Annotated in this window: 17 protein-coding genes; 10 read left to right on the top strand and 7 right to left on the bottom strand. The window is 65.3% G+C overall.

Features of this window, described 5'->3' with window-relative positions; genetic code table 11:
* Positions 1 to 21: 21 nt before the first annotated feature.
* The 6 genes from BN940_RS12590 to capB form a co-directional block, all read right to left on the bottom strand.
* Positions 22 to 1,113 carry an ABC transporter ATP-binding protein gene (locus tag BN940_RS12590; protein WP_043683593.1) on the bottom strand — a complete coding sequence of 364 codons (1,092 nt, stop codon included), beginning with the start codon at positions 1,111 to 1,113 and terminating at the stop codon, positions 22 to 24.
* A 48-nt stretch (positions 1,114 to 1,161) separates the two neighbouring features.
* The gene (gene gabT, locus BN940_RS12585) at positions 1,162 to 2,424 is read right to left on the bottom strand and encodes a 4-aminobutyrate--2-oxoglutarate transaminase (RefSeq protein WP_043683590.1); all 1,263 of its coding nucleotides are present in this window, start codon (positions 2,422 to 2,424) and stop codon (positions 1,162 to 1,164) included.
* A 306-nt stretch (positions 2,425 to 2,730) separates the two neighbouring features.
* Complete coding sequence (locus tag BN940_RS12580; RefSeq protein ID WP_043683587.1) at positions 2,731 to 3,675, bottom strand: AraC family transcriptional regulator; 945 nt, start codon at positions 3,673 to 3,675, stop codon at positions 2,731 to 2,733.
* 38 nt (positions 3,676 to 3,713) lie between these two features.
* Positions 3,714 to 5,057 (bottom strand): purine-cytosine permease family protein, encoded by a 1,344-nt coding sequence (locus tag BN940_RS12575; protein WP_043683585.1) that lies wholly within the window; start codon positions 5,055 to 5,057, stop codon positions 3,714 to 3,716.
* A 62-nt stretch (positions 5,058 to 5,119) separates the two neighbouring features.
* Complete coding sequence (gene capA, locus BN940_RS12570; protein ID WP_043683583.1) at positions 5,120 to 7,204, bottom strand: caprolactamase subunit alpha; 2,085 nt, start codon at positions 7,202 to 7,204, stop codon at positions 5,120 to 5,122.
* A 36-nt stretch (positions 7,205 to 7,240) separates the two neighbouring features.
* On the bottom strand, positions 7,241 to 9,013 hold the full coding sequence (gene capB, locus BN940_RS12565) for a caprolactamase subunit beta (RefSeq protein ID WP_043683581.1): 1,773 nt from the start codon (positions 9,011 to 9,013) through the stop codon (positions 7,241 to 7,243).
* Positions 9,014 to 9,259: 246 nt separating this feature from the next.
* Here capB and pdxR point away from each other — a divergent pair, with 246 nt between their 5' ends.
* Together pdxR and BN940_RS12555 are read left to right on the top strand one after the other, a co-directional pair.
* A complete protein-coding gene (gene pdxR / locus BN940_RS12560; protein WP_043683578.1) occupies positions 9,260 to 10,753 on the top strand; it encodes a MocR-like pyridoxine biosynthesis transcription factor PdxR in 1,494 nt (497 codons plus the stop codon).
* Positions 10,754 to 10,916: 163 nt separating this feature from the next.
* Complete coding sequence (locus tag BN940_RS12555) at positions 10,917 to 12,278, top strand: aspartate aminotransferase family protein (protein ID WP_043683574.1); 1,362 nt, start codon at positions 10,917 to 10,919, stop codon at positions 12,276 to 12,278.
* 118 nt (positions 12,279 to 12,396) lie between these two features.
* Here the strand turns inward: BN940_RS12555 and BN940_RS19030 are convergent, their stop codons facing one another.
* On the bottom strand, positions 12,397 to 12,774 hold the full coding sequence (locus BN940_RS19030) for a hypothetical protein (RefSeq protein ID WP_148304958.1): 378 nt from the start codon (positions 12,772 to 12,774) through the stop codon (positions 12,397 to 12,399).
* A 62-nt stretch (positions 12,775 to 12,836) separates the two neighbouring features.
* On the opposite strand from BN940_RS19030, the gene BN940_RS12550 reads away from it, so the two are divergent.
* The 8 genes from BN940_RS12550 (at position 12,837) to BN940_RS12515 (ending at position 26,399) form a co-directional block, all read left to right on the top strand.
* Positions 12,837 to 15,041, top strand: coding sequence for an oxidoreductase (locus tag BN940_RS12550; protein ID WP_043683571.1), 2,205 nt, complete (start codon positions 12,837 to 12,839; stop codon positions 15,039 to 15,041).
* Between the two features lie 78 nt (positions 15,042 to 15,119).
* The gene (locus tag BN940_RS12545; RefSeq protein WP_043683568.1) at positions 15,120 to 18,221 is read left to right on the top strand and encodes a heterodisulfide reductase-related iron-sulfur binding cluster; all 3,102 of its coding nucleotides are present in this window, start codon (positions 15,120 to 15,122) and stop codon (positions 18,219 to 18,221) included.
* Positions 18,218 to 19,183 (top strand): electron transfer flavoprotein subunit alpha/FixB family protein, encoded by a 966-nt coding sequence (locus BN940_RS12540; RefSeq protein WP_043683565.1) that lies wholly within the window; start codon positions 18,218 to 18,220, stop codon positions 19,181 to 19,183. The genes BN940_RS12545 and BN940_RS12540 overlap by 4 nt, the downstream gene beginning before the upstream one ends.
* On the top strand, positions 19,183 to 20,373 hold the full coding sequence (locus BN940_RS18015; RefSeq protein WP_084330673.1) for a PAS domain-containing protein: 1,191 nt from the start codon (positions 19,183 to 19,185) through the stop codon (positions 20,371 to 20,373). Before BN940_RS12540 ends, BN940_RS18015 begins: the two co-directional genes overlap by 1 nt.
* Before the next feature lie 108 nt (positions 20,374 to 20,481).
* Complete coding sequence (locus tag BN940_RS12530; protein ID WP_043683562.1) at positions 20,482 to 21,945, top strand: sigma-54 interaction domain-containing protein; 1,464 nt, start codon at positions 20,482 to 20,484, stop codon at positions 21,943 to 21,945.
* A gap of 197 nt (positions 21,946 to 22,142) precedes the next feature.
* A complete protein-coding gene (locus BN940_RS20135; protein WP_043683558.1) occupies positions 22,143 to 23,153 on the top strand; it encodes a methyl-accepting chemotaxis protein in 1,011 nt (336 codons plus the stop codon).
* Between the two features lie 15 nt (positions 23,154 to 23,168).
* Positions 23,169 to 24,656, top strand: a complete 1,488-nt coding sequence (locus BN940_RS12520) for an aldehyde dehydrogenase (RefSeq protein ID WP_043683555.1) — start codon at positions 23,169 to 23,171, stop codon at positions 24,654 to 24,656.
* A gap of 225 nt (positions 24,657 to 24,881) precedes the next feature.
* Entirely contained in the window at positions 24,882 to 26,399 is a 1,518-nt protein-coding gene (locus BN940_RS12515; RefSeq protein ID WP_198408269.1) for an APC family permease, read from the top strand.
* Positions 26,400 to 26,438: the final 39 nt, after the last annotated feature.

The following is a 26,438-nucleotide window of genomic DNA, read 5'->3' as shown; positions in this document are numbered from 1 at the left end:
CTGTGTCTTGGTGGGGGTGTGTCAGGGGAGAAAAACGCGGACGTGCCCGGGGTCGATCCGCAGGGGGATGCGCGTGCCCGGAGCGTGCGCCCCGGCGTCCGCGGCCAGGGGCATCTTGACGAAGAAGGTGTCGCCGCCGTCCAGGCGGCAGCGCAGGCGGACGTGGTCGCCGAAGTAGACCTCGTCGACCGCGTGGGCCCGGAAGGCGTTGGCGCCGCCCTCGGGGGCCGCCTGGATGCGTTCGGGGCGCATGGCCACGACGCAGGCGGCGCCGGCCGCCAGGCCCTGGACGTTCAGGCCGCGCAGCTGGATGCCGCCGGCCAGCTCGACCAGGCACCGCTCGCCTTCGAGGGCGCGCACGGTGCCGGGGAACTGGTTGCTGTCGCCCACGAAGCCGGCCACGAAGCGGTTGCACGGGGTTTCGTACAGGGTGTCGGCGGCGCAGACCTGCTGGATGACGCCCTGGTTGAACACCGCGATGCGGTTGCTCATGGTCAGCGCCTCGCTCTGGTCGTGGGTGACGTAGACGAAGGTGATGCCCAGCTGGCGGTGCAGCGCCTTGAGCTCGAGCTGCATGTGCTCGCGCAGCTGCTTGTCCAGCGCGCCCAGCGGTTCGTCCATGAGGACGATCTTGGGCTGGAAGACCAGGGCGCGCGCCAGGGCGATGCGCTGCTGCTGGCCGCCCGAGAGCTGGGCGGGGTAGCGCTTGGCGAAGTCCTGCATCTGCACCATGGACAGGGCCTCGTGGATGCGCTGGGCGCGCTGGGCGGCGGGCATCTTGCGCACCTTCAGGGGGTATTCCAGGTTGCGCTCGACGGTCATGTGGGGAAACAGCGCGTAGTTCTGGAACACCATGCCCAGGTTGCGGTGGTGGGGCGGGACGTCGTTCAGGCGCCGGCCTTCGAGGAAGATGTCGCCGCGGGTGGGGGACTCGAAGCCGGCGAGCATCATCAGACAGGTGGTCTTGCCCGAGCCGGAGGGTCCGAGCAGCGAGAGGAACTCGCCGGGATGGATGTCCAGGTTGAGGTCGCGCACCACCAGGTGGCTGCCGTCGTAGGATTTCTGGACACCCTGGAACCGGACCAGGGGCTCGGGAGGGAGAACTGCGGACATTGGGAGTGTCTCCGGATGCGGATGGACGGGATACGGCCGGAACGGACTTCAGCCGGCCATGGATTCCCGGAGGATAGCCAGTCCTTCCTCCAGCAGGCCATCGGGGATTGTCAGGGGAAAGAGGAACCGGATGACCTGGCCGTAGGCGCCGCAGGTCAGCAGGACCAGCCCGCGCTCCAGGGCGCGGCGCTGGATGCGGGCGGCGGTGTCGGGGTCGGGCCGGCCGTCGGGCTGGCGGAATTCGGCGGCCACCATGGCGCCCAGGCCGCGGATCTCGGCCACGCGCGGGTGCCCGAACCCGGCCAGCGCCTGGCGCAGGCGCTGGCCCAGGGCCTCGGCGCGCGCGATCAGGCCCTCTGCGTCGATCACGTCCAGCACGGCCAGGGCGGCGGCGATGGCCAGCGGATTGCCCGCGTAGGTGCCGCCCAGCGAACCGCGCGGCGCGGCATCCATCAGTTCGGCGCGGCCGCAGACGCCGGACAGCGGCATGCCGCCCGCCAGGCTCTTGGCCATGGTGATCAGGTCGGGCGTCACGCCCGAATGCTCGATGGCGAACATCCGGCCCGTGCGGGCGAAGCCGGTCTGGACCTCGTCGGCGATGAGCAGGATGCCGTGGGCGTCGCAGCGTTCGCGCAGCGCCCGCAGGAGTTCCGGCGGGGCGACGTTGAATCCGCCTTCGCCCTGGACCGGCTCGATGACGATGGCCGCCACTCGCTGCGGGCTGATGTCGGCCTTGAACAGCAGGTCCAGCGCCCGCAGCGAATCCTGCGTGGTGACGCCGTCCAGCGGAGTGGGGAAGGGGATGTGGTAGACCTCGGCCGGCAGCGGGCCGAAGTCCTGCTTGTAGGGGGCGACCTTGCCGGTCAGGGCCATGCCCATGAAGGTGCGGCCATGGAAGGCCCCGGAGAAGGCCACGATTCCGGTGCGGCCGGTGGCGGCGCGCGCGATCTTGACGGCGTTTTCCAGGGCCTCGGCGCCGGTCGTGAAGAAGGCGGTCTTCTTGGAGTGCGCGCCGGGCGCCAGGCGGTTGATGCGCTCGGCCAATTCCACGTAGGAGCCGTAGGGCGCGACCTGAAAGGCGGTGTGGGTGAAGGCGTCCAGCTGCGCGCGGATGGCCTGTACGATGCGCGGGTGGCGGTGGCCGGTGTTGGCCACGGCGATGCCGGCCGCGAAGTCGATGTAGCGCCGGCCTTCCACGTCCCACAGTTCGGCGTTCAGCGCGCGGCTGGCATAGAAATCGCAGGCGATGCCGATGCCGTCGGGGATGGCCGCGTTCTTGCGGACCTGCCAGTCCTGGTTGTGTTGCGTCATGCTTGTCTCCGCTGGGTGATGCGTGGTTCTGTTTTTTCGGCCAATATACTTTTATTTTGGTTTGTCAAATAGACCCATTTAATTATTATTGAAGGAACCAATTGGCGGAAAATACCGATTTCACTCGGAAGCAGAGGGAAATCAGGATGGCGGCCTGTGGACCTGGGATTTTCCCTTATCCATTCTGGTCTGCGGGAGCCAATCGGCCCGATCCCACAGGGTCCGCAAGCGCGGAAGCGGCTGCATCGGCGCGCCGTTCACTGGACGTGCGCCGGATTCGACGGCGAGGACCGGCCAGGCGGCCCGCTAGCGCGCCGGATTGCGCGCCTCGCCGGGTGTCATGCCGAAGCGGGCCTTGAACTGGTTGCAGAACTTGGATTGGTCCGTGAACCCGAGCTGGTAGGCGATGGTGCCGATCTGGGTGCTGGCGGGGCGGTACCGCAGTTGCGCATGGGCTTCCTGCAGGCGCAATTCACGGACCCAATCCGACACGCTGCAACCTGTTTCGCGGCACAGCATGTGCAGGTAGCGAGTGGACAGATGACAGGCCTGGGCGATCAGGTCGGGCTTCAGGTTGGGGTTGTCGAGGTGTGTGCGGATATAGGTTTCCACCCGCTTGAGGTGCGCGTTGCGGACCGCCGAGTCTTCCGAATGCAGGACCTTGGGGTTGCGTTCGAGCGTGGCGGCGAGCAGATCGACCGTGTGCATTCCCATCAGCGCCTGTGTCGTTTCGGGCAGATCCTGGCGGTGCTCGATGAGCAGCTTGAGATAGTTGACGAACAAAGAGCCCGCGCCATCGCGGGCATCGAACAATGTGGCGCAATAGGCGCGTGGATTGCGCAGCCGCGAGCGCAGCAGGTCGCCAGGGATCTTCAGCACCCACATGGCGTTTGCCTTGGGATGCTGGAAGAGGAAGGGTTCGCGGCTGTCTTCCAGGATGAAGCCGCCTGGTGCGCACCAGGTGCTGCGTCCCATCTGCTCGAAGTGGATTTCGCTGAGTTCGGGCACATTGACCAGGAAACTGTCGCTTTCATTGGTGCAATGCTGGCCCAGGCGCTGATATTGCAGCGCCTGGGAATACAGGCGCGAAAGGGACAGGCGGCCGATTTCCCAGAAATCCAGTGTGGCATCGAACGTGCGGGTTTCCTGGAAGGTGAGCTTCAGATCGAAGTAGGCATCGTTGACCGCGGCCTCCCAGTAGCGGGACTTGTCCTGGTCGGCAATGCCGCGAGTGGAGTATCGGCTGTACATGCTCGTCCCTCCGGGATCTGTCGGATTCGTCGCCCGCTTCATTCTAGGCCTGCCTGGCGCAATCCGGAACCACGGCGCGCAGCGGCCGCGTACACGATCGAGGAGACGATGAAGGTGGCGGGAGCCGAGAACGAGGCCACGCCGGCATCGTGCATCAGGAGCAGGCCGCTGGCCGTGCCCGTGAACCAGGCCAGCAGGCCGTGCGGGTTGAACGTCCGATGCGCCGCGGCGCCGGCCGTGAGCGCCCGCGCGGCATCGGTGCCGGCCGGGTGCAGCAGGATATGCACCAGGGCGACGCCCACCCACGCGACCACGAAGACCCCCTGGTAGGCCAGGGCCTGCAGGATGTAGCTGAACACGTCCGCCAGCATGATCACGTAGGCGAGCGCGCCCACCAGGATCGCCCATGTCCAGTGCGGCAGCCGCAGGCGCAGCAGACGCTCGAAGAAGGCATGCATGTTGGTGGTGGCCAGGTGGAAATTGGCGGTATTGATCCGTGTCTGCGTCACCCAGGCGAATACCAGGCCGCCGAAACCCATGAGCTGCACCAGACTGATCACCACGCCCGCTTCGCCCGTGGTGCCGAGCGCGGACGCCAGAAAGATGCCGGCCAGGCCGCTCAGCAGGAAGGTGACCAGGTAAAAGGGAATGCCGAAGTTGAAGCGGGCATGGTAGGACTCGTCCTCCTTGCGGCCATAGCGCGCGTAGTCGAACGTGTACATCATCAGGATCCAGACACCCATGTAATAGGTGTAGCAGTGCCACCAGCCGTGTTCGACCGGCCCTCCCCCGGGCTGCAGGAACAGCCAGTCGTTGCTGTAGCCGCGGCTCGTGATCGTGAGCAGCACGGCGACCGCCAGTCCGGCCAGGTAGATCGGCAGCAGGACGCCGTTCAGCTTGTCGAGCCAGGTCTGGATGCTGCCGAAGACGAGGACGATGCCGTAGACGATGACGATCAGGTAGGCCAGGTTCAGGGGCACGGACGGAAAGTAGGCCTGCAGGGCCACGGCCATCACCGAACTCTCGAACACGCCGTAGTACAGCGCGGTGGCGAAGAAGATCAGGGTGGCGAGCGAGGCCCCGAAGTCTCCGAAGAGCACCCGGGAAAAGAGCGCGACCGACAGTCCGGTGCGGATGGCGTAGCGCGCCATGATGCCGTTGATCACGCCATAGGTCAGCACCGAGAGCGCCATGCCGATGATGGCGTTCAGGGTGCCGAACTGGTGTGCCAGCGATGCGGCCACGACGAGGTAGAACATGGCGCTGCACACGCCCCACCAGGCCATGGTCAATCCCAGCTTGCCCATGCGGGCGCGGGCCGGGATCGCCCCGGCGATTTCCTCGGCGGCGGCCTGCGCCCCGCCTTGCGCTTGCGTTGTCATTTTGTCTCCTCCTGTTCCGCTGGTCTTGTGGTGTGCGGAAGGTCTGTTTCAATGGCGCGCGTTCATGGCGTTCGTTGGTCGCGCAGGATGTAGGTGCCGCTCGCATCCAGGCGGATGTGCCAGTCGGGGTCGACGACGATGGTGGTGGTGACCTCTTCGATGACGGCCGGGCCGGCCAGTTCGTCGTTCTCGCCCAGCTTGGCGCCGTCGTAGACCGGCGCGTCGATGGCCGAGCCGTCCGCGCTGAAGATCATCGGACGGCGCGTGAGCAGCGCGTCGGCCACCCGGCCTCCCGGCGGGATCTTCTGCCGCACGGCATGATCGCTGCGCAGAAGCGCGATGCTCTCGATGTTGACGATCTCGACTTCGCTCTCGGGCTCCGAGTACGTGAAGAGCTGCTCGTGCATGGCGTCGAAGGCGCGGCGGATTTCGCCGATCGTGTCGGCGTTCACGGGCAGGGAGCCGATGCTGACCGAGCATTCATGGATCTGGCCGACGTAGCGCATGTCGATGCCGCGGCTGAAGGACACGCGGTCGCGGTGGATGCCTTCCTCTTTTTCCAGCAGGGTCAGGGCCTGGTCACGCAGCTCCTGGAATCTCCGTTCGATGCGGTCCAGCGAGGCATGGCCGTCCAGGCGCATCGGGCAGGCCGCCATGAGGTTGTACTTGATGTCCGACAGGATCTGGCCGAAGGCGCACAGGCCCGAGGCGAGCTTGGGGATCAGCACCGTGCGGATGCCGATTTCGCGCGCGAGCGCGGTGATGTGCAGGCTGGTGGCGCCGCCCGCGCCCACCAGCACGAAGTCGCGCGGATCATGGCCGCGTTCGATGGTCACCCGGCGGATGCCGCTCACCATGTTGTGGTTGACGATGCTGTGGATGCCATAGGCGGCTTTTTCCGGCGAGATGCCCAGCGGCCGGGCGATGACCCTGTCGATCGCGTCGTAGGCGGCCTGGCGATCGATCTTCAGCCGCCCGCCCAGGAGGTATTCCGGATTCAGATAGCCCAGCACCACGTTCGAGTCGGTGACGGTGGGCTCGGTGCCTCCGCGGCCATAGGCTGCCGGCCCGGGATTCGCGCCGGCGCTGCCGGGACCGACGTTGAGCACGCCCATGGCATCGATCCAGGCAAGAGAGCCGCCGCCCGCGCCCAGCGTCTCCACCTGCACCATGGGGGTGCCGATGCGATAGCGCAGGAAATCGATGTCCTTGCTGACGTTGGTGACGCCGCCGTGCGTGAGCGTCATGTCGAACGACGTGCCGCCCATGTCGACGGTGATCAGGTTCTCATGGCCGAAGGGCTTGCCGATGTGCATGGCCGCCTGGGGCGCCGAGGCGGGACCGGAGTTGATGGCGTTGACCGCGCGCGAGGCCATGACTTCGAGCGAGGCCATGCCGCCGTTGGACTGGTAGTAGCGCACGGGTGTCACGGCGCCCTGGTCCCGGAAATACTGGTCGATGCGCGTCACGTAGCGGCGCAGGACCGGTCCCAGGTAGGCATTGGTGACGGCAGTGGAGGTCCGTGTGTATTCACGCATCTGCGGGTAGACCTCGGTGCCGACCGACACGTAGACGTCGGGCAGCATTTCACGCACGATTTCCGCCGCGCGGCGCTCGTTGCCGTCGTTCAGCACCGACCACAGGAAGGAAATGGCGACCGCCTCCACGCCTTCCCGGCGGAAGAATTCGCAGGCCGCGCGCACGTCGTCCTCGTTCAGCGGCTCGCGCACCGATCCGTCGCTCAGGGTGCGTTCGCGGATGGGGCGGCGCAGGTGGCGTTCGACCAGCATCTTCGCCGGAGGATACTGGCCGTCGTAGCGGTGGCCTTCTTCCTTGTGGCCCAGGCGGATTTCAATGGAATCTTCGTGGCCCGCGGTGCAGATCAGGCCGGTTTTCACACCCTTGTGCTGGATGAGCGCGTTCAGGGCCACCGTCGTGCCGTGCACGCACAGTTCCGTGTTCGCCAGGATGGCGGAGACCGGCTGGCCCAGCGCCTCCGAGATCTGGCCCAGGCCGTCCGAGATCGCGTGCGTGCCGTCCTCGGGAGTGGACAGCGCCTTGAACAGTCGCACGTTGCCGGTCTGGTCCGCCAGGATGAAGTCCGTGAAGGTGCCGCCGGCATCCACGCCCAGTCGATAAGTCGTCATGATGTCTTCCTCTGTGTTGTGTCGGGCTGGGGCGGCTCAGGCAACGAGCGCATCGGATTGCGGGGTGTTTGCGCGCAGGTCCCGGGTGCGTTTGCCGTCCAGTTCCAGGGTGTCGGGGTCGATGACCACGCCGTATTCGTCGCGCGCGGCTTCGATCGACACCAGGCCGTTGCGCACGTCGCGCAGCACGGCGGCGGGATCGCGCTCCCGCGCCGGCCCCCAGCCGCCGCCGCCGGGGTTGTAGCTGGCGATCCGCTGGCCTTCCTTCAGTGTGAAGATCGCGTTCTCCTTCACGGTGCGCACCCGTCCGGCACCCTCGCGGATCTCGATGCGGCCCACCTTCAGTCCAGGTCGGGCATTGACCGCACCGCGCGCGCCCAGGGCGGGCTGGAAGCGGCCTTCGCCGAAGCTCACCGCCGTCATGGTGTGGTCCAGGGGTTCGACTTCCCAGACCGTGCCGCAGCCGCCGCGGTGTTTGCCGGCGCCGCCGCTGTCGGGAATCAGGCCGTAGCGGTGGATCAGGATCGGGTAGGAATGTTCCAGCATTTCAATGTCGCCGGAATACAGGGCGCCGAAGCAGCATTGCGGGCCGCAGGCATTCCAGCCATCCATGTACGCGGTGGCGCCCGCGCCCGAAATGAGCGAGGCGAGCACCATGGTCACGTATTCTTCCTGGTTGCGCGTATCGATGCCGGCGATGTTCAGGCCGCTCGAATGGCCCCAGGACCCCACGGCGCGCGACGGGTCCGCCTGCTCCAGGGCGAGGCGCACGGCATCGGCCAGGGTTTCCATGGGGGTCGTCGTGCTGTTGACGTGTGGCGCTGGCTCGGCGGCGTTGCATAGCGTGCCTTCGGGGCCCAGGTCCACGTGGATGCAGCGATACAGACCCTCGTTGTAGGGCGGATCCAGCTGGGCGAACATCATCAGTCCCAGGTAGACGCCGGAGATCGAGTTGCCGGCGTAGGAGTTGATGAAATAGGGAATCTGGGGCGGGCTGGAGATGCGGATGCTGCAGGTATCGCCCCGGATGTCGACCTGGGCGCCGATGGTCAGATCGCCGTAGCCGTGGCCGGCGTCTTCGAGCACCGCCTCGGCCCGGTAGCTGCCGTCCGGCACCGAACGGATGATGTCGCGCATGTGGCGGTCGGCCATGTCGAGCAGTTCGTCGATACAGGCCTGCACGGTCTCGACACCGTATTTCCTCAGCAATGCGCTCAGGTTGCGCGCGCCTACGTTCACCGCGCCCAGTTGGGCCCTCAGGTCGCCTTCCTGGTCGCGGCGTGAGCGCATGTTGGTGAGCATGAAGTTGATGACGTCTTCCCTGGGCCTGCCCTTTTCCCAGAGCTTCACGGGCGGGATGCGCAGTCCCTCGGCGAAGATTTCCCTGGCGTCCGGGTTGTAGCCGGCCGGCACGGGGCCGCCGATGTCCGTCACGTGGCCCTTGCAGACCGCCCAGAAGACCAGTCGGCCCTCGTGGAAGACGGGTTTGTACATGCAGCAGTCGAGGATATGGCTGCCCATGTAGGCCGGATCGTTGTGGTAGATGATGTCGCCTTCGTGGATGTCGTCGCCGAAGAACGCGGCCACGGCCTTCATGGCGGGGATCAGGCCGCCCAGGTGGATGGGGATGTCCTGGCCCTGCAGGATCATTTCAGGCCGGTGGTTGAAGAGGGCGTTGCTGTAGTCGTGGGCCACGTTGAAGACGCTGGAGCGGGCGGTTTTCTCCAGCGTCATCGTCATTTCGCGCTGTGTGGTTTCGAGCGCGCCCCGGACGACGGCCAGGGTGATGGGGTCGAGTTGCTGGGTCATGCATGTCTCCAGGAGAGTTCTTGGTATGAGCAGCCGCACGATTCGTTTCCGCCGCGTGCGGCTCGGTACCTCCTAGGTTAAAGATTTGGTCCTGGAGAAAATTGGCGCCGGAGGAAGGACGGGTTGCCGCTGAAGGAACAGCCATGCGAAGACCTGTCCGGGCTATTCCCCTGCGGATCGGTTTCACCTATACTGTCCATATGGTTCTGTATTTAAACCATTTTAAATTATATTAATGGAGCCAATTTGGAATCCTTTGTTCTTTCGGAATGGCTGCAGCAGCACTTTGATCCTGCGGGCGATAGTCCTGCCTATCAGCGGCTCTATGCGTTGATCAGTAGGGCCATTCTCGAAGGCCGCATGGCGGCTGGCGCGCGGCTGCCGTCCACGCGCGACCTGGCGGCCGACCTGCGCATCGCGCGCAACACCGTGCTCCAGGTCTACGACCAGCTGACCGAAGAAGGCTACGTCCACGCCGGCGTGGGGCGCGGCACCTACGTCCAGGACATCAGCCAGGACCTGGTCGAAGCGCCCGTGGCCCCCGAAGACGCCCGCGAAGAGCAGGCGCCGCACGGCGCGGGCCGCGACGCGCACCTGTCGCGCCGCGGCAGCCGGCTGCTGGCGCACCTGGGCTTTTCCAACCGCCAGTCGGGCGCCTTCATGCCCGGCATCCCGGACGTGCGCGAATTTCCGCTCAAGACCTGGGCGCGCATCCAGAACCGCCAGTGGCGCGAAGGTCCCTGGGACCTGATGCGCTACGCGCCGGCGGGCGGCTACGGCCCCTTGCGCCAGGCGCTGTCCGACTACCTCGGCAGCGTGCGGTCCGTGCGCAGCACGGCCGCGCAGGTCGTCATGACCACCGGCATCCACCAGGCCATCGACGTCACCGTCCGGCTGCTGTGCGATCCGGGCGACACCGTCTGGATCGAAGAGCCGGCCTACTGGGGCGTGCGCAACCTGCTGGCGTCGGCGGGGCTGAAGCTCGTGCCGATCCGGGTCGACGACGAGGGCCTGTGGCCCGGCGAGGCCGAGCGCGCTCAGCCGCCGCGCCTCATCGTCGTGGCGCCTTCGCACCAGTATCCGCTGGGGATGGTGATGAGCCTGGCGCGCCGGCGCATGCTGCTGGACTACGCGCGCCAGGTCTCGTGCTGGATCCTGGAAGACGACTACGACAGCGAATTCCGCTACGGCAGCCGCCCGCTGCCGTCCCTGCAGGGCATGGACGAGGACGGGCGCGTGCTGTACGCCGGCAGTTTCAGCAAGACCCTGTGCCCGGGCCTGCGCGTGGGCTTCCTGGTGGTGCCCGAGGCGCTGTCGGGCGCCTTCGCCAACGCGGTGGCGGAACTCTACCGCGAGGGCAACATGATGCTGCACTCGGTGCTCGCCGAATTCATCCGCGAGGACCACCTGAGCTCGCACATCCGCCGCGTGCGCCGCCGCTATGCCGAACGGCGCGCCTGCCTGATCGACGGGATCCGCCGCCATTTCGGCGACACGCTGGAGATCGTCGGCGACGCCGCCGGCCTGCACCTGGTGCTGGCCCTGCCCGAAGGCGTGGACGACGTCCTGGTCGAGCGCGACGCCCTGCAGCAGGGCGTGGTCACGCGCGCCTTGAGCACCTACTACATGGATCGGACGCATGCCCGGCCCGGCCTGCTGCTGGGCTACGCCGGCGCCACGCCCGAGGAGATCCGGCCGGCCTTCGACGCCCTGGCGCGCGTCATCCGCCGCTACGTCTGACGCCCCGCAGGGGGCGCGCCGCCCGGTTTGCCATATTGCCCGCACGGGTCCGCACAGGCCCGCGCGGGCCGCATCACCCGCATCACCCGCTTCACCCCCGCATCACCCGCATTGCCCGATCGATTGATTATTTCCACGGACGGAACTTGAAGGAAACCCTGACATGACGACGAACGAGACCCTGGCCCGCAACGACGTGGCCTATCAATTCCATTCCTACACCAACGCGCCGCGGCTGCGCGAGGAAGGCCCCTGCATCATGGCCCGGGGCAACGGGATCCACGTGTACGACACCGAGGGCAAGGAATACATCGAGGGCATGTCGGGACTGTGGAGCGTGGCGGTCGGCTTCAGCGAGCCGCGGCTGGCCGAGGCCGCGCGCCGCCAGATGGAGTGCCTGCCCTTCTATCACACCTTCAGCCAGAAATCGAACGTGCCCTCGATCGAGCTGGCCGAGAAGCTGATCGGCCTGACCGGCGGGCGCATGGCCCAGGCCTTCTTCACCAATTCGGGCTCCGAGGCCAACGACACCATCGTCAAGATGGTCTGGTACTACAACAACGCCCTGGGCCGCCCGGCCAAGAAGAAGATCATCGCCCGCAAGCGCGGCTATCACGGGGTGACGGTGGCCTCGGCCAGCCTCACCGGCCTGGAAGGCAACCACCGCAGCTTCGACCTGCCGCTGCCGCAGATCCGCCACGCGCGCTGCCCGCACTGGTACCGCGAGGGCCTGCCGGGCGAGACCGAGACCGCATTCGCCGACCGCCTGGCCGCCGAACTGGAGGCCCTGATCCTGGAAGAGGGGCCGGACACCGTGGCGGCCTTCATCGGCGAGCCGGTGATGGGCGCGGGCGGCGTGGTCGTGCCGCCCGCGACCTACTGGCCGAAGATGCAGGCGGTGTGCCGCAAGTACGACGTGCTGGTGATCGCCGACGAGGTCATCACCGGCTTCGGCCGCACGGGGAAGATGTTCGCCTCGGAGCTGTACGGCATCGAGCCGGATTTCATGACCCTGTCCAAGCAGCTCACCTCCTCGTACCTGCCCCTGGCGGCGGTGCTGATGAACGAGCGCGTGGCCTCGGTGCTGGCGCGCCACAGCGGCGAGCTGGGCACCTTCGGCCATGGCTACACGGCCAGCGGCCATCCGGTGGCGGCCGCCGTGGCGCTGGAGAACATCCGCGTGATCGAGGAACGCGGCCTGGTGGCCAATGCCGCGGCGGCCGGCGCCGTGCTGCAGCGCCGGCTGCGGGAACTGGCGGATCATCCGCTGGTGGGCGAGGTGCGCGGCGTGGGCCTGATCGCGGCGGTGGAGCTGGTGGCCGACAAGGCGGCCCGCACGCCCTTCGATCCGCTCGGCAAGGCCGGCGCGCAGGTCGTGCGCCGCGCCCAGGACAACGGCCTGATCCTGCGCGGCATCCAGGACAGCCTGGCCTTCTGCCCGCCGCTCATCATCACCGAGCCGCAGGTCGAGACGCTGGCGGACCGGTTCGCGCAGTCGCTGGAGGAAGCGGCCCGGTCTCTCTGATCTCACGCCTGGCCCCGTCCCCATGCTTCGGGGCGGGGCCATCCATCCGGCACGGCTCCGGGAGCGGCATTCGTCCCTGATTCAGGCGGCGAGGGCCGTTTCCGGGGCCGTGCGCGTTTCATTCGATGCCGGGAATCATTTTCATATCGGATTTTCTTACCGCCCATTTTCCGATACGCGCCGAAAAAACATGAGATTGAAAAAGGCGGTGGAGCGGCGGGGGATTGCCTCGAGAGCCGATTTTCAGAGCGCGTTCTTGATGCGAATCAATAGGGTCCATGGGCGGCATGCCGGATGCCGATGATTTATTGCATCGCCAGGCGGCGCATGTATGCAGATATGCAGCGATTTTCCGGCCGATGTCCTGATTTTTTTGCGACGCTTGTCGTGGGGCACGTGTTTCCGATGTTGGCATGGGTTTTGCTTTGAATGATCGTGAAAGGAATCGTCCTCGTTCCTTGCCGTGCATCCGATCATCGGCGGCGCCTGCGATCATTTTGAGAGCGGGCGCCGCAGGATGCAGGGCCGTTTTCCCAACCAGTACATTGGAGACAATTCATGGCTCGCGATCCCAAATACGACATTCTCTTCGACCCCATCCAGATCGGCCCCAAGGTCTCGCGCAACCGGTTCTTCCAGACTTCGCATTGCGCGGGGCCGGGCTCGGAGCGTCCGGGGACCCAGGCGCATTTCCGCGCCATGAAGGCCGAGGGCGGCTGGGGGGTCGTATTCACCGAATACTGTTCGATCCACCCGGAAGCCGACGAATATCCCTATACGTCCGCCAGATTGTGGGACGAGGGCGACGTGATCAATCTGCGCTACATGTGCGATATGGCGCATCGGCACGACAGCCTGGTGGGCGTGCAGCTCTGGTACAGCGGGATCCATGCGCCCTGCCTCGAATCGCGGGAAGTCGGGCGCGCGCCCACCGGCCTGGTGTCCAATATGTTCCCGTCCCGCACGGTGTATGGCAGCGAGATGGATCATGACGACATCAAGGCCGTCATCAATATGTACGTGCTGGCCGCGAAACGCGCGGAGCAGGCGGGTTTCGATCTGCTGGAGGTGTCGGGCGGCGACAGCACCGTGCCGATCCAGTTCCTGGAACCCCGCTACAACCACCGCACCGACAAATACGGCGGCTCCCTGGAAAACCGGGCGCGCTTCTACATCGAGCTCATGACGGCGCTCAAGAGGGAACTGGGGCACTCCTGCGCCATCACGACCCGTTTCGAGGTCGATACCCTGCATGGTCCGGACGGCGGGATCGAGGCCAAGGAGGACGGGGTCCGCTTCATGGAGCTCATGCACCGCGAGGGAGTCTGCGATCTCTGGTCGGTCAAGATCGGTGATTACGAGGAATGGGGAGAGGACGCCGGCGTATCGCGCTATCGCAAATCGGGCTGGATGACGCCCTTCGTCAAGGACGCCAAGAGCGTGGTGGAGGGCGTGCCGGTGGTCGCCAACGGCCGGTTCACCAGCCCCGACGACATGGTCGCCATCATCCGCGGCGGCGTGGCCGACATCATCGGCGCCGCGCGTCCCTCGATCGCCGACCCGTTCCTGCCCAACAAGATCTCCGAGGGCCGGCTGGAAGACATCCGCGAATGCATCGGTTGCAACATGTGCGTCTCGAAGTTCAATCAGGTCGGGCAGCTGCAATGCACGCAGAACCAGACGGCGATGGAGGAATACCGGCGCGGCTGGCACCCGGAGAAATTCGAGCCGGCGCGGGATCCCTGTTCCGTGCTCGTCGTCGGCGCCGGGCCGGCCGGCCTGGAATGCGCGCGTGTCCTGGGCGAGCGCGGCTATACGGTGCATCTGCGCGAGGCCGAGGCCGAGCTGGGCGGACACTGGCGCTGGGTCAGCAAGCTGCCTCGCCTGAACGAGTGGAGCCGCGTCATCACCTATCGGGAAATCCAGCTGCGCAAGATGAAGAACGTGGAGATCCATCTGGGCGTCGGCAAGATGTCGGCCCAGGATATCCTGGAATACGGCGCGGACCGGGTGGTCGTCGCGACCGGTTCCCATTGGCGCACGGATGGGGTGGGGCCGGAGGGCCATCGGCCGATCCCGGGTGCCGACACTTCGCTGCCGCATGTCTTCACGCCGGAACAGATCGTGGCGGGCAAGCCGCTGGTGGGCAAGCGGGTCCTGGTGATGGATGCCGAGGGCCATTTCCTGGGCATCACGCTGACCGAAATGATGGCGGATCTCGGGATGCAGGTCACCTATGTCACGAACCTTTCGGAAATCGCCGACTACGGGCAGTTCACCCTGGAGGTTCAGAACAACAAGCGGATGCTCAATGAGAAAGGCATCCCCACGATCCGCAATCATTGGATCGACAGGATCGAGCCCGGCAAGGTGACGCTCGGCTACATGTACCGCCATGGCCCCGACCTCGCCGGCCCCACCACGGGCGCGGTGCCGCGCCGCCTGAATCCCGGAACGATGGAGGTCGAGGCGGATTCGGTCATCCTGCTGACGTCCCGCATCTCGGAGGACGCGCTGTATCGCGAACTGAAGCAGCGCAAGGCCGAGTGGGAGCCCAACGGCATCGAAGCCGTCTACCGGATCGGCGACTGCAAGGCGCCGATGCAGGCGCTCCAGGCGATGTTCGAAGGCCACCGCCTGGCGCGCGAGTTCGATGGCCCGCATCCGGAATATCCGCTGCCGTGGATTCGCGAGCGCCAGGTGTGGGGACACGACACCTTCCCGAAGCTGGGAGATCCGCGGCCCAAGGTCGAGGTCGATTGAGTCCGGCCGCCTGAGGGCCGCACCCCCGGGTCCGTCCCGTGACGGACCCGGCGACCTCCATCATTCGGAAAGAGAGCAATGGAAACCAGGGAGCTTTTTTGGGCGCTGCCGTCGTCCGGGCTGTTCTTTTTCTACGTCATCGGGATCGCCGCCATGGGTGCGGCGGTCCTGGGGGTGGCAAGGAGCATCCTGAAATATGCGCGCGGCAGGGCTTCGCCCGTACCGCTCGATCTGTGGCGAGGCGTCCGGCGCATGGTCGCGGACATGCTGACCCATCGCACGGTCCGCCGGCGCGACCGGTATGCGGGCATGGCGCACGCGGGCATATTCTTCGGCTTCGTGCTGCTGTTCATCGGCACGTCCGTCATCACGCTGGACTACGACATCGTCCGGCCTCTGTTCGGCGTGTCGTTCTGGAAGGGCGGGTTTTTCCTGGTCTTCAGCCTGGTCCTGGACCTGGCGGGCGTGGCGGTCGCCACCGGGCTGGCCATGATGATGGTGCGGCGCGCCCGGTTCGGCCTGCCCAAGCTGAATTATCTGCGCAGCTATGCCGGCGAGGACACGCTCAGGAAAGCCGCCGCCGCGTGGCGGATCGAGGACTGGATCTTTCTGAGCGCGCTGCTGGTCATCGTGCTGACGGGCTTCCTGCAGGAAGGCGTGCGCCATGCGATGGAGAGCCCCTCGTGGGCTGCATGGGAGCCGGTGGGCCGGGCGATCGGCGGGTCGCTGCGGGCGCTGGGCCTCGATGCCGGCGCCCTGTCGCGCCTGCGGGCCGTCAACTGGTGGGTGCACGGCGTGGCCGCGCTGGCGTTCGTCGCCACGATCCCCTGGTACAAGGCCAAGCACATGATCGCCGCCCTGGGTTCGCTGGCTTCGCGCGATCCCCTGGCGCTGCGCCGCCTGCCGAAGGTCGATCCCGGGGCGGCGGCGGTCGGGGTGGGCGACATCGCCGAGTTTTCCTGGAAGGACATGCTCGATCTGGACGCCTGCACCAAGTGCGGCCGCTGCCATGAGGCCTGTCCCGCCCGGACGGCGGGATATCCGCTCAGCCCCAGGGATTTCATCCTGGACCTGCGTCTGCACAATGACCGCGCCCAGTCCTGCACGCAGGAAAAGGGCCTGCTGGAAGGGGGTGTGATCCATCCCGACACGCTGTGGGCCTGCCGCATGTGCGGCGCCTGCCTGGAAATATGCCCGGTGGGCGTCGAGCATCCGGTGAAGATCCTGCAGATGCGCCGCCGGCTGGTGGAAAACGATCAGTTGGACCCCTTGCTGCGCAATGTCCTCAATACGATCGGCGTCTGCGGAAACAGCTTCGGGGAGCCCGCCCGCAAGCGGGGAGCCTGGACGGCGGAACTGGAATTCCATGTCAAGGACATCCGCAAGGAGCCGGCGGATTCCCTGTGGTTCGTCGGCGACCAGGCGTCGTTCGACCCGCGCAATCAGCGCGTCAGCCGCACGGTGGCGCGCCTGCTCAAGGCGGCCGGCTTCGACTTCGGCCTGCTGTACGACGGCGAGAGAACGGCGGGCAACGATGTGCGCCGGGTCGGCGAGGAAGGCCTGTTCGAGTCCCTGGTCGAGCACAACCTGGACCAGATGGCCAGGGCCAGGCCTTTCCAGCGGATCTTCACGACGGACCCGCATGGCTACAACACCCTGCGCAACGAATATCCGGAGTTCGGCAGGATGGCGCCGGTCCTGCACTACACGGAAGTGCTGTGCGAACTGTTCGAATCCGGCGCCCTGAAGGCGGTACGGCCGCTCGGGTTGCGCGTGACCTATCACGACCCTTGCCATCTGGGCCGCCTGAACAAGGTCTACGAGGCGCCGCGCCGGCTGCTTGGCCTGATCGGGTGCGAATTGGTGGAAATGCCGCGCCATGGCGACAACTCGTTCTGCTGCGGCGCCGGCGGCGGAAGGTTCTGGATTCCCGATCAGCCGGGCGCCGCCAAGCCGTCGGAGCTGCGCATGCGGGAAGCGGCGGAGCTGGGCATCCAGGTTTTTGCGACCTGCTGCCCGAAAGACCTGACGATGTTCGAGGATGCACGTAAAACGGCTGGATTGGAGGAGATGCTCGTCGTGGAAGACATTGCGGAACTGGTTGCCAGAGCCATCGATCTGGAGGAGTTCGACTTGCGGGACCTGCCCGTCCTGATGGAAAAAATCGCCGATTCGATGGCGGACCGGGTGATGGTATCGGTGCAGCACCGCCTGGATGCATGGCTCGAGCAGCATGCCGCGGGGCTGCTGGCCGCACCTCGTGCGGAAAGCATCGCGGCGGGGGAAGGGGCGGCCATGGCGGCCCCCGCGGCGCATGAGGCGTCTCCCCCGGAGGCGGCGCCGTGGCGCGTCGCGCCCGTCGAGCCGGTCGCCCTGCCCGGCTACCAGGCGCCCGCCAAGGAGGGATTGCGCATCGTCGTGCCCATCAAGCAGATCGGCAAGCTGAGCGATGATTTCCGGTTCTCCGGCGATGGCAGGACGATCACGCCCGAATCTTTCGAGTACCTGCTCAACGAATGGGACGACACGGCGCTCGAGCAGGCGCTGCTGTTCACCGAGCAACTGGGCGGCGGAGAGGTCGTCGTGGTGTCCGTGGGGGCGGAAGAGGCGGAGGATGGCCTGCGCAAGGCGCTGGGCAAGGGCGCGCACCGGGGCGTCCGGATCTGGGGTGAGGCGCTGGCGGGTGCCGATCCGATCACGATTGCCCGGGTGCTTGCCGGCTTCGTCATGGCCGAGACGCCCGATCTCGTCATCGCCGGGGCCCAGTCCGGGGATCTCGCACAGGGCTCGACGGGCATCGCGCTGGCCAGGCTGCTGGACATGCCTTCGGCGGCGCTCGTCGTCAAGGCGGAATGGGACGGCGGCGCGGAGATGGTCGTCACGCGGGAACTCGAAGGGGGCGTGGGGCATCGGGTCGGATTGCCCGTGCCCGCCCTGGTCACGATGCAGACCGGGGCCAATACCCCCCGGTACGCAACCATGCGCATGATCAAACTGGCCAAGGCCAAGCCAATATTAAATATCGATGTGGGGGCCGACGCCGTGGGCCAGGGCGCCGCGCTGGTTCACCGGCTGGTGGTGCCCGAGGCGAATCGCGCCGAAATGCTCGAAGGAAGCGCCGAGGAAGTCGCTTCCCGGGTGATCAGGATCATTCAGGAAAAGATGGGGGCCAAGGCATGAGCGGAATACTTGTCGTTGCCGAGCATACGCGCGGCGTGTTGTCGGATGTCAGCGGCGAGCTCGTCGGCGCGGCCCTGTCGGTCAAGGACGCCATCGGCGGTCCCGTGAGCGTGGCCATCGTCGGCCGGGACGCCGCATCGTTCGGGGCGCGGATGAATCTGCCGGGCGTCGACTCCGTCGTGCTGGCCGCGGCGGGCGATGAGCACTTCGATGCGGCGACCGCTGAACAGGCATTGTGTTCGATCATCGAGGCGGAGCGGCCCCGGCTGGTCCTGATCGGCCATTCGGCCAGCGGCCTGGGCATCGCCGCGGGCATTGCCGCGCGGCTGGGCAGCGGGTTCGCCGCGGATGTCTTCGGGATCGGTCTTGAAGAGGGCAGGCTGCGTGCCACGCGCAGCGGATACGCGGGCAAGGTGAACATCGAGCTCGAGTTTCCCGGCAAGCCCCTGGTGGTCATGACGGTGCGGGGCGCCACCTTCAAGGCGCCGTCCGGCGAGGGCGCCGCCGCAATCCGCGAGGCCGAGATCGATCTGGCGCCCGTGGCCGGGCGCCGGACCCGGCATCTGGATTTCGTCGAGGCGCCGGCCGCGGGCGTGGACATCGGCAAGGCCGAGTTCATTCTGTCGGTCGGCCGCGGCGTTCAGGATGAGAAAAATATCCCGCGGTTCCAGGCGCTGGCTGAAAGACTGGGGGCGACGCTGGGTTGTTCGCGGCCGGTGGCCGATTCGGGCTGGCTGCACAAGGCGCATCAGGTCGGTCTGACCGGGAAGGTGGCCGCGAGCTGCAAGCTGTATGTCGCCTTGGGGATTTCCGGGGCCGTGCAGCATCTGCACGGCATGAAGCATGTCGAGACGATCATCGCCGTCAATACCGATCCCAACGCTCCGATTTTCAACTTTGCCACGTACGGGGCGGTCATGGACGTGTTCGATTTCGCCGACGCCATGGAGAAACTGTCCTGATGCTGCGTGATCCCGCGACCGGGCGCAAACCCCGGCTTCAGTCCCGTTCGGCGTCGGCTGCATCCGGAAGGCCGGCGGCGCCTGCGATGGACGCATCCGTCCTGGTGCTGGAGATCGATGCCGATCTGGAAATCGTTGCCATGAACCGGACGGCGGCCGGCCTGCTCGGCGACGGGGTGCCCTGCCGGGCGATCGACGTCCTGGATGTGCGCTCGGCCTTCGACATCCGGGAGTTCATGCGGAATCGCGCCGCGGGCATGCGTTCCGCCTATCGGGTGCTGGGCCTGAGGTTTCCGGGAGAGGCGCGCCACGCCCGGCTGATCGGCCTGATCGAGAACGTGGGCGCCGGACCGGAGTATCGCCTGCGCGCGACTATTCCCCTGGGTGTGCAGGCCAGCCCCGAACTCGAAGAACTGATCCGTTCCGAGGAAATCAATCGGGAACTGGTCCAGGCGGCTTCGGAAGCCATGTGGTGCATCGATTTCTCCGAGCCGGTCGATCTGGGCCGGGGGATGCATGAAATCGTGCGGCAGGTCTTCGAGAACGAATGCCGCTGGTTCATGTGCAATGAAGCCATGGCCCGGCTGTACGACCTGCCGGAGGGCATGGATCTGAACGAACAGCCGGTCTCGCATTATTTTCCCCGCAATCAGGAAAACGAAGCGTTCGTCATGGAAATCATCAAGTCGGGATGTCATGTCGAGAATGCGCTGAGCATCGATACGGATCATGACGGCTCCATCATGTACATGGAAAACACCGTGCACTGCAAGATCCTGGACGGGTTCCTGATACGCATGTGGGGCACCACACGGGATGTCACCGGCTACCGCCGGACCAGGACCCGCCTGGCCCGGGAAGCCTCCGACGTGCGCAGCATCCTGGACGCCATGCCCGACGCCATCCTGGTGATCGACAGAGGCCGCCGGCTGCTGGCCGTGAATGCCGCCTTTCAGAAGCTGTTCGGCTGGTCTCCCTATGATTTCTTCGGGCAGGACATCCAGTCGATCGTGGATCTGAATACCCCGCTGCCAAATGACAGGAAGTGGTATGGCATCAACCATCAGCGGTGGGTCACGACCGTGCGGGTGCCCGATGGGTCGCGCATCGCTTGCAACGCCCAGAGTTTTCCCATCGGCGACGACGTACCGGATCGGTTCGTACTGATGCTGTGCCCGGCCGCCGTCTGACCGGTCCGCCGCCGGCGTGATCGGCGGACCGGGCGGCGGATGCGCGCCGCGAGCGGGAATACGGCGGTCGGATGGACTTGTGCAGGGCATCCCCTGCGTGGAGGGGAGATGAAATTTTTCAGCCTGAGAGACGCGTTTCCAAGCGCGGTCAGCGCGGAGGATCTGGATCAGTTTTTTGCCGACGACCGCCTGTGGGCCCTGTGCGACCAGATGCCCGACGGCCTGATCGTGGTCAACAATACCGGCCTGATCGCCTACATGAACACGGCCGCCGAGAGCATGAACGAGGTCTCGCGCAAGATGGCCGTGGGGCAGCCCTTGCGCAACCTGCTGTCCCAGAGCCAGATCATCTACGACGCCTTGATGGACGATGTCATCCAGGGTCTCAGGATCAGCCGGGAGGTATTCGATGCGGACGACCGCAGCTACACGCTGATCACTCGCGTCCTGGGCTCGCCGAACGACAACGGCAGGTATTTCCTGATCATCATCCAGAACAATGCCGGGCGGGTGTCCACGTCGCAAAAGACGTCGAAGCTGCTTGGCAGGGGCATGATCTCCGGTCTCAAGAAGGACGATGCCGGAGACCTGGAAATTCCGTTCGTCACCTGTCCCGATACCTCGCGCCTGCTGGAGCAAGGGTTGCGCGCGATGGCCCTGGGCAGCCGGCTTCTTCTGCTGGGCGAGTCGGGTGTGGGCAAATCGCAGCTCGCGGTGTATCTGCACAAGGCTTCCAGCCAGGGGGAAGGCCGTCCTTTCGTGCACATCAACTGCGGCGCGATCCCGGATACCCTGTTCGAATCCGAGATGTTCGGGTACGAAAGAGGATCGTTCACGGGCGCGTCGACTCGCGGCAAGAAAGGCCTGATCGAGGCCGCCGACGGCGGCACGCTGTTTCTCGACGAGGTCGGCGAGATCCCCCTGCAGTCCCAGGCCAAGATCCTGCAGGTCCTGGAGGAGGGCGTGGTGCAGCGTGTGGGGGCCACGGCGCCCCGGCACCTGCGGATGCAGGTCATCGCCGCGACCAATTGCGATTTGCGGGCTGCGGTCCGGGCCGGGGCGTTCAGGCGGGACCTGTATTACCGCCTCAACGTCATCACGCTGGTCGTTCCGCCGCTGCGGCAGCGGAAGAATCTGCTGGCGCTGCTGATCGATCATTTCCTGCGCGAAGTCAATGCCCGGCGGCCGGTGCCCCTGTGCCTGGACGAGGGCTGCCGGAATCGGCTGCTGTCGTATTCGTTCCCGGGAAACATCCGGGAATTGCAGAACATCATCGAATACCTGTCCGTGATGTGCGAGGAAGTGGCTTCCGCCGATTCGCTGCCGGAGCACCTGATAGACCTGGATGGTCCCCTCGACGAATTCGACGTGTGCCCCTGTCCGCCGTCCGGCCCGAAGCCCGCCGCGGCTTCTTTCGGCGAGGGTTTCGATTTGCGGCAGGCGGTTCGCGCCTACGAAAAGGAACTCATCGATTCGGCCATCCTCCAGGCGGGCAGCAAGCGGGGAGCGGCGAAACTGCTGAACGTGGATATCGCGACGATCGTTCGCAAGAGCAATGCCGACGGTTCTTGATGCGCGGATGCAGCGACCGTTGCATGACGCCATCGGGAATGGGGGTTTTGCGCGCTGAATCGTATTGATTCAAATCAAGAGTATAAATCCAGGCCTTTTATTTCATGGACTTAAGAGTTTCATCTTGAGTTGGCATGGGTCTTGCTTCTTTGGTAATGGAATAAGAACGATGACATCCATGAACCACAGGAGACAGGATGCTGCGAGATCGCATGAGGCGCGATTTGTGCGACGGGATTGCGCTGTCCATCGAAACCATCATGAATGAGGGCCCGGGTCCGGCGCCTGATCCGGACGGCGGCCTGGATCGCCTGGCGTGTTATCCCAGGCTGCACGGCGCGTTGAAGAAACTGCGGGCGCAATGGCAGGGCATCTCCCGGGCGTTCGGATCGGCCGTCGGGGAGGCGGCGCCCGCGGGAACGGAGGGGGCCGTCGATTTCGTTCGGGTGGTGGAGGGCCTGCGGGCCAGCGCAAGGCGGGAAATCCAGTCCCGCGAGGCGCTGGAACTGGAAATAAGGCGCCTCGGGGATGCCGCGCTTTCCCAGCAGGCGGAAATCGAGCGGCTGCGGGCCAGGAATGCGATGGCGGAATTGATGCGGCAGACGCTGACGGAAGGCTGCTACGAACTGGCGATCATCGGCGGGGATATCGATCATCCGGAGAACGAATTGCGCTGGTCCGATCAATTCAGGAATCTGATCGGGTATACCCGCGAGGAATTCACGGACAGTTGGGATGATTACCAGAGGATCGTGAATCCGGAAGACTACGAAAGGCTGATCCAGGCCATCCAGGATTATGTGGCCAGGGCCGACTGGTCGGATGCCTACACCATTGAATACAGGATGCGCCACAAGACGCGCGGCGACGTCTGGTACCGGGAGCGGGGCAAGGGATTCGTCGATGCCGGGGGAAAGCTGCGCTATCTCATCGGCGCCGTGCGCGACATATCGGATGAGAAGCGGGCCGCATGCCTGCACGACGAGGCCATTTCCTCGGTGCAGGAAAAGCATGGCCGGATTTCCCAGGTGATCGACGTGATCAAGAACATTTCGGATCAGACGAACCTGCTCGCGATCAATGCCGCGATCGAGGCCGCCCGCGCGGGACAGGCCGGCAGGGGATTTTCAGTGGTCGCGCGCGAGATCAAGACGTTGGCAGCCGAGTCCGTGGATGCCGCGAGAACCATTCAGAAATTGTTGACCTGACAGGAGAAAGAGCACATGAAATCCCTTAAATACTGGCACGACATGGCGGCGGAAATTCGGCCCGAGACCCGATTGTTCATCGATGGGGCATTCGTCGATGCGGCACAGGGCCGGCGCTTCGAGAGCGTCAATCCGGCGACCGGGCGCGTCCTGGCCGAAATGGCGCAGGGTGGCGTGGAAGATGTCGACCGCGCGGTGTCGGCCGCGAGGCGCGCCTTCAGGAGCGGCGTGTGGTCCCGGATGGCGCCCCGGGACCGCATGGCGGTGCTCTACCGCGCGGCGGCACTGATCGAAAAGCATGCCGACGAGTTCGCCGTGCTGGACTGCCTGGACATGGGCAAGCCGATCACCGAACTGGTGAGCGGCGACGTGCCTTTCTCGGCACTGACGTTCCAGTACTTCGGCGAGACGATCGACAAGATCGATGGCATGGTCACCAGCACGGACCCGTCCGCCTTGCACATGATCGTGCGGGAGCCGCTGGGCGTCGTCGCCTGTGTGACGCCCTGGAATTATCCCCTGATGATGGCCGCATGGAAGGTGGCGCCCGCCCTTGCGGCGGGGAATTCGGTGGTCCTGAAGCCGGCCGAGCAGACCCCGATGAGCGCGCTTCTCCTGGCCCGTCTGCTGGCGGAGGCCGGCATTCCGGAGGGCGTCTTCAATGTCGTCAACGGCTTTGGCGAGGAGATTGGGCGCCACCTGGCTCTGCATATGGATGTGGACAAGATCAGCTTCACCGGTTCCACCGAAGTCGGAAAGCTGATGATGATCTATTCCGGCCAGTCCAACATGAAAAGGGTGACCACCGAGTGCGGCGGCAAGAGCCCCCAGATCCTCATGCGGGATGCCGATCTGGATATGGCGGTCACGTATGCCGTCAATGGGATCTATACCAACCAGGGCGAAGTCTGCAGCGCAGGTTCCAGGCTGCTGGTGCATGAATCCATCTATCCGGATTTCGTCGAGAAATTCCTGCGCGAGGCGGGACGCTTCCAGCCGGGCGATCCTCTGGACCCCGAAACCACGATGGGGCCCCTGGTGACCAGGGAGCAGCAGACCCGGGTGCTCGGCTACATCGAAAGCGGCAGGGAGGACGGCGCCGAACTGGTTCTGGGGGGCGGGCGGCCGGACGGGTTGTCGGCGGGCAGTTATGTGCAGCCCACTCTGTTCAAGGATGTCACGCCCGACATGAAGATCGCACGCGAGGAGATCTTCGGCCCCGTGGGCGCGGTCATGTCATTCGAGACGGAGGAGCAGGCCATCGAAATCGCGAACGGAAGCATCTACGGCCTCGCATCCTCCATCTGGACCCGGGATCTCAATACCGCCCACCGGATGGCCAGGGACATCCAGGCGGGCATCGTCTGGGTCAATTGCTACGAGCATGGGGACATGACCCAGCCGTGGGGCGGGTACAAGCAATCCGGTCAGGGGCGGGACAAATGTTTCGACACGATGCTGGCGCACATGCAGACGAAATCGGTCTGGATCAATCTGGGGTGATCGGGGAGGGCGACGCCCGGGTGCGGGGGATCCCGTTCTTCGGAACAGGATCCGGTGCGTGCCTTTTGTGAGAAATCCGTGCGGCCGCGTGCGAATACCGGCCGTCGAGGAGCGTTTCCGGTATCGACTTTCTTGCTGTCTTCATAAGGAGCCTCTGAACAAGTCGAGCGGCAAGCAGATGCATGCGGCGTGATGACTTGTTCAGAGATTCCATAAAGAACCATCTTGCAAAAAGATGTCGTCAATTTCAAGGAGAACATGGTGGGACATAAAATCACGAGTGGTGTCATCGACAGTGACGCCGAGCAACTGGCAAGGCTGGGGTATAAATCCGAGTTTCGCAGGGAGATGACGCTCTGGGAAAACTTCGCGCTGGGATTCACCTACCTTTCGCCGGTGGTGGGTATCTATTCGCTGTTCTCGTCTTCGCTGGCCGTGGGCGGGCCGCCGATGATCTGGGCCCTGCTGGTCGCGGGGGCGGGCCAGTTCCTGGTGGCCCTGGTTTTCGGCGAGATCGTGTCCCAGTATCCGCTGGCCGGCGGGGTCTATCCCTGGGCCCGGCGCCTCTGGGGGCGGAAATGGGCGTGGATGACGGGCTGGATCTATATCATGGCCCTGTTCGCCACCATCGGCGGGGTGACGTATGGCGCGGCGCCCTACACCGCGATACTGGCCGGTTTCGAACCATCGACCGAAAACACGGTCCTGTTCGCCCTGCTGGTCATCCTGGTGGCGACCATCATCAACATGATGGGCACGAAGGTTCTGGCCCGTGCCGCCATGATCGGCTTCATCGCCGAAATCCTGGGCGCCATTTTCGTGGGCGGATATCTCCTGATCTTCGAGCGCCATCACGGCATCGGGGTCATTTTCGATACTTTCGGCGCGAACACCGATGGTTCGTATCTGGGGGCCTTCCTTGCCGCCAGCCTGATCGGCGTGTACCAGTATTATGGTTTCGAGGCGTGTGGCGATGTCGCCGAGGAAGTGCCCAATCCCGGACGCCGCATCCCGAAGGCCATGCGGCGGACGATCTATATCGGTGGCGTCGCCGCCACCTTCGTCTGTCTCGCCCTGCTGCTGTCCGTCGTCGACTATCGGGATGTCATCGAAGGCCGCGTCCAGGGGGATGTCGTCCCCATTCTCCTGAAGAATGCGTTTGGCGGCGTGGGCAGCTGGCTGGTCATCGGCGTGGTGCTGATCTCGTTCCTCTCCTGCGCGATGAGCCTGCAGGCGGCGGCGAGCCGCATGGTATACGCCTATGCCCGCGATCACATGATCTTTGGCAGCGGGATCTTTTCCCGCTTTTCCAACGCCAGGCACGTGCCGCCCTACGCCTTGATCCTGGCCGGCATCGTCCCCGGAATCGTGGTCCTGAGCGCCCTGGTTTCGACGGATGCGCTGGTGAAGATCATTTCTTTTGCCGCCGTCGGAATCTACATCGCTTTCCAGATGGTGGTCCTGGCTGCGCTGCGGGCGCGCTTGAAGGGCTGGCAGCCGTCCGGTGAATTCACCCTGGGCGGCTGGGGCCTGCTGGTGAATGTGCTGGCATTGGCCTATGGGGTGGCCGCCATCGTCAATATCGCATGGCCGCGTACGCCGGACGCCGCCTGGTATGACAACTATATCGTGCTGCTTTCGATGGCTATCGTCCTGGGCGTCGGGTTTTTCTACATGCTCACGCACCGGCCTTATTGCCGCAGCAGCGCGGCGCATGGCGACGCCATATGCGTGACGCGGTAATGCCCCCATGCACGGGACCCGGGACCTTGGGCCTTCGTG

Origin of the sequence: Castellaniella defragrans 65Phen (assembly GCF_000612685.1) — a bacterium.
Classification (GTDB): domain Bacteria; phylum Pseudomonadota; class Gammaproteobacteria; order Burkholderiales; family Burkholderiaceae_B; genus Castellaniella; species Castellaniella defragrans.
The sequence above is the reverse complement of the archived record's forward strand: the minus strand, read 5'-3'. Positions and strand labels throughout refer to the sequence as shown.